Source organism: Micromonospora sp. NBS 11-29 (assembly GCF_002140155.1).
GTDB lineage: Bacteria > Actinomycetota > Actinomycetes > Mycobacteriales > Micromonosporaceae > Micromonospora.
This window is the reverse complement of record NZ_NAPR01000003.1, coordinates 377,662-381,513: the sequence shown is the minus strand read 5'-3', so window position 1 is coordinate 381,513 and position 3,852 is coordinate 377,662. Positions and strand designations below refer to the sequence as shown.

The window sequence follows — 3,852 nt, the reverse complement described above, 5'->3', positions numbered from 1 at the left end:
CCGCTTAACATCCACGTGTTAAGCGGGGGCCCCTCCTTGCCTCCGGGCTCAGGCGAGCATGGCGTCGCGTGCCTTCTTCAGCGCCTTCGGGGCGGTCGGCGTCTTCGGCGCCTTCGGGCGGAGGTCGAGCATCCGCTGGCCGATCTCCTGGAGCTGGTTACGGCCGAGCGCCTCGCGCACCTTCGGGAACCACTCCTGCTCCTCCTCCTCGACGTGGTGCAGCACGTTCTCGATCAGCACCGTCGTCTTGGCGACGTAGCGCTCGTCGTCGGCGTCCATGGTGAACAGCTCGAAGCAGAGCACGTCCGCTACGTGGTGCTCCTCGTACGATTCGAGGATGTCGTCCTCGACGTCCGGCACCAGCTTGCGGACCTCCGGGTACATCACCTCGTTCTCCAGGTAGGTGTGCACCGTCAGCGCCTCCAGGATCTGCGTGACGATCTTCCCGCGTCGGCTCGCCGGCCCGTCCTCGGCATCCTGGAAGGCCTTGAACAGGCGGCGGATCTCCTTGTGGTCCTCTTTCAGCAGGACGATCGCATCGGTGGACACCGGGTTACCTCCTAGGTCGGGCTGATGACGCCCCCCTACCCCCGCTCGGATCGGCACAAACCGTACGGATCACACCGTCGCGATGGTGTACGGGATCTCGTCGAGCAGTTCCCGGGCGAGGAAGCCGATCCGGCCGTACCGGGGCACCAGCCGCTGCCCGCTCACCGCGTGCGCGAACGCCGCCCAGCAGGCCGCCTGGGCCGGGTCGGCGCCGCGGGAGAGCAACCCGGCGAGCAGCCCGGAGCGCACGTCACCGCTGCCGGAGGTGCCGAGCCCGGCGTCGCCGCTCTCCTCCCGCCAGGCCCGGCCGTCCGGGGTGGCGATGTGGCCGTACAGCGAGACCACCGCGTCGTACCGGTCGGCCAGCTCGACCGCCTCGGCGTCCAGGTCGTCGCCCGGATCGCGGTCGAGCAGGTGCCGGGCCTCGGTGAGGTTCGGCGTGAGCACCACCTTGCGGCCCGAGCCGACCAGCAGGTCCGGCTCGTGGCTGAGCGCGCCGAGCGCGTACGCGTCGAGCACGAACCCGGTCTCCGGCCGGGCCGCGTCGAGGACCAGGTGCAGCAGTTCCCGGGTGGCGTCGATGTCCTTCAACCCGGGGCCGACCGCCACCACGTCCGCGTCGGCGACCAGCCCGCCGAGCAGGTCACCGGGGTCGCCCCGGACTGCGCCGTCGTCGGTTTCCGGCAGGCCGACCACCAGCGCCTCGGGCACCTGGATGCTGAGCGCCGCGGCGGTGGACTCGGCGGCGGCCAACTGGAGCACGCCGGCGCCGGCGCGCAACGCGGCGACGCCGGCGAGCAGCACCGCCCCCGGCGTGAACCGGGAGCCACCGACGACCAGCACCGTGCCGCGCGCCTCCTTGCCGCCGGTGGGCACGGGCAGCGCCCAGTCCCGCAGCAGCGCGGGGGTGATCACGTCAGACCGGCTCGGCATGGATCTCGTCCTCCCTGGTGGGCTGTGCCCCCTGCTGGTGCAGGTGGGCGACGTCGTTGAACACCTCCGGCGTGAGCCGCCCGGCGTCGTCGGCACGCCAGCCGGTCACCGAGCAGTTGGCGATCACATGCGCGCGGGTCAGCGCCATCAGCTCCGCCTCGGTGAGACCCTCCACCAGGTAACGCAGCAGGAAGACCAGCGCGTCGTGGCCGAACAGCAGCACCCGGCCGCCGTCGTGGTCGCGGCGCAGGTCGCCGAGGAGGCCGCGCAGCCGTAGCGCCACGTCCGCCCACGACTCCCCGCCGGGCGGGCGGTAGTAGAACTTGCCGAGGCGGGCCCGGCGATCGGCCTCGTCGGGATACCGCCGGCGCACCCCGTGCCCGGTGAGCCCGTCCAGGATGCCGAGTTCCCGGTCGCGCAGCCGCTCGTCGCGACTCGTCGGCAGCCCGACGCCGGCCAGCGCCAGCTCGGCGGTGGACACGGCGCGCAGGTACGGCGACATCACCGCGACGTCCGGGCGGTGTTCCTCGGGCAGCCCGGCCAGCCATCGTCCGGTCGCCCGGGCCTGTTCCTCGCCGGTCGGCGACAGTGGCACGTCCGCGTCCCGGTGGCTGAGGTCGATCAACTCCGCGCCGGACGTCTCGGCCGCGGTGGCCGCGACGTTCGCGGTGCTCTCGCCGTGCCGGACGATCCAGAGCGCTGCCAGTTCCGCCATGCGGCTCCCGGTACCCGGGGCCGGCGGCGGGTAACCGTGCCCGCCGGCCCACCCGGGGGGCGTGATCGCGGCCCCGGCGGGTAAGCGGCCCGTTCCACACGTCGAGACAGGGGAGGTGCGCCGTGGCGACCATGGTTCGTGAGCCGATGAGCCCGGTGAAGGACAAGAACTACGACCTGATCAACGTGGTGCAGATGTCGCTCCAGCACATCTGGCAACTGGAGACGTACATCGCGGACGCGGAGGACCGGGGCGACACCGAACTCGCCACCTGGTTCCGCAAGATCCAGGAGAACAACCGCAAGGCCGGCGACCAGGGCAAGGAGATGCTGGCCCGGCGTCTGAAGGAGGAGAACGGCTGAGCCGTTCCCCGATCGGCCGGGCGGGTCCGACCCACCCGGCCGACGTGTCCCGGTGAGCCGGTCGCCCCGGACGGGCCGGGTCGTTACCGTGGTCGGGTGGCGGCCACGGCGGCGGAGGAGATCCGGGTGGGGGAGCGGCTGGTCCGCGTCTCCAGCCCGGACAAGCCCTACTTCCCGGAGCGCGGGCTGACCAAGCGGGACGTGGTGCGCTACTTCCTCTCCGTCGGTGACGGCATCCTGCGCGCGCTGCGCGACCGCCCGACCATGCTGGAACGCTGGCCCCGCGGGGTGTTCGAGGGCGCGACGGTGGCCACCCGGCAGTCCAGCAGGGGTGACGCGTTCTACCAGAAGCGGCTGCCGGCCGGCGCGCCCGACTGGGTGCGTACCGCGCACATCACGTTCCCCAGCGGCCGCACCGCCGACGAGGTGGCGCCGAGTGAGCTGGCGGTGGTGATCTGGGCGGCCAACCTGGGCACGCTGCGGTTCCATCCGTGGCCGGTGTCGAAGGGTGACGTGGAGCACCCGGATCAGCTCCGCATCGATCTCGACCCGATGCCCGGGGTGGACTTCGCCCAGGTCGTGCCGGTGGCCCACGAGGTGCGCGCGTTCCTCGACGAGCTGGGCCTGGCCGGCTTCCCGAAGACCACCGGCGGGCGGGGCATCCACGTCTACCTGTCGATCGAGCCGCGCTGGAGCTTCGGCGAGTGCCGGCGGGCGGTGCTGGCGCTGGGCCTGGCGATACAGCGCCGGCGGCCCGACCTGGTCACCACCACCTGGTGGCGGGACCAGCGCGACCGACCGGTCTTCGTCGACTACAACCAGATGGCCCGCGACCACACCATGACCTCGGCGTACTCGATCCGGCCGACGCCGGCGGCGCTGGTCTCGGCGCCGCTCGACTGGGCCGAGCTGGACGACGCCCGGCCGGAGGACTTCGACGTGCTCACCATGCCGGCCCGGTTCGCCGAGCGCGGCGACCCGCACGCCGGCCTGGACGGTCGCCGGCACTCGCTGGAGCCGCTGCTGGAGCTGGCCGACCGGGAGGGTCTGGAGCCACCACCGGAGCGGTGACCGGTCAGGCCCAGGGGCTCTGCGTGCCGTCGAACTCCTCGAAGACCAGCCAGGTACGGGTGGCGAGCACCCCGGCGATGCTCTGCACCCGGTCCAGCACCACGTCCCGCAGCGTGGCGTTGTCCGGCGCGCGGACCAGGGCCAGCACGTCGTGCTCGCCGCTGAGCAACGCCGCGTGCTCGATGTAGCGCACCTGGGCCAGCTCGGCGGAGACCTCCCGCC

At 72.6% G+C, this 3,852-nt stretch carries 6 protein-coding genes; 2 read left to right on the top strand and 4 right to left on the bottom strand.

What is annotated here, in order from left to right:
• Positions 1-48 precede the first annotated feature (48 nt).
• From B1205_RS03035 to B1205_RS03025, 3 genes are all read right to left on the bottom strand, one after another.
• Positions 49-549, bottom strand: a complete 501-nt coding sequence (locus B1205_RS03035; RefSeq protein ID WP_089154195.1) for a hemerythrin domain-containing protein — start codon at positions 547-549, stop codon at positions 49-51.
• Between the two features lie 69 nt (positions 550-618).
• Entirely contained in the window at positions 619-1,482 is an 864-nt protein-coding gene (locus B1205_RS03030; protein ID WP_089154194.1) for an NAD(P)H-hydrate dehydratase, read from the bottom strand.
• A complete protein-coding gene (locus B1205_RS03025) occupies positions 1,466-2,197 on the bottom strand; it encodes a histidine phosphatase family protein (RefSeq protein ID WP_089154193.1) in 732 nt (243 codons plus the stop codon). Before B1205_RS03025 ends, B1205_RS03030 begins: the two co-directional genes overlap by 17 nt.
• A 131-nt stretch (positions 2,198-2,328) precedes the next feature.
• On the opposite strand from B1205_RS03025, the gene B1205_RS03020 reads away from it, so the two are divergent.
• Together B1205_RS03020 and B1205_RS03015 are read left to right on the top strand one after the other, a co-directional pair.
• Complete coding sequence (locus B1205_RS03020) at positions 2,329-2,559, top strand: hypothetical protein (RefSeq protein ID WP_089154385.1); 231 nt, start codon at positions 2,329-2,331, stop codon at positions 2,557-2,559.
• Positions 2,560-2,655: 96 nt separating this feature from the next.
• On the top strand, positions 2,656-3,630 hold the full coding sequence (locus B1205_RS03015; protein WP_089154192.1) for a DNA polymerase domain-containing protein: 975 nt from the start codon (positions 2,656-2,658) through the stop codon (positions 3,628-3,630).
• Positions 3,631-3,634: 4 nt separating this feature from the next.
• Here the strand turns inward: B1205_RS03015 and B1205_RS30795 are convergent.
• Positions 3,635-3,852 (bottom strand): Lrp/AsnC ligand binding domain-containing protein (locus B1205_RS30795; RefSeq protein WP_254909664.1); only part of this gene is annotated, 218 nt, incomplete at its 5' end.

What these genes read in the sequence shown, in the direction of transcription:
- B1205_RS03030 (WP_089154194.1), bottom strand. Translation starts at nt 1,482, where the DNA reads ATGCCGAGCCGGTCTGACGTGATCACCCCCGCGCTGCTGCGGGACTGG.
- B1205_RS03025 (WP_089154193.1), bottom strand. Translation starts at nt 2,197, where the DNA reads ATGGCGGAACTGGCAGCGCTCTGGATCGTCCGGCACGGCGAGAGCACC.
- B1205_RS03020 (WP_089154385.1), top strand. Translation starts at nt 2,329, where the DNA reads ATGGTTCGTGAGCCGATGAGCCCGGTGAAGGACAAGAACTACGACCTG.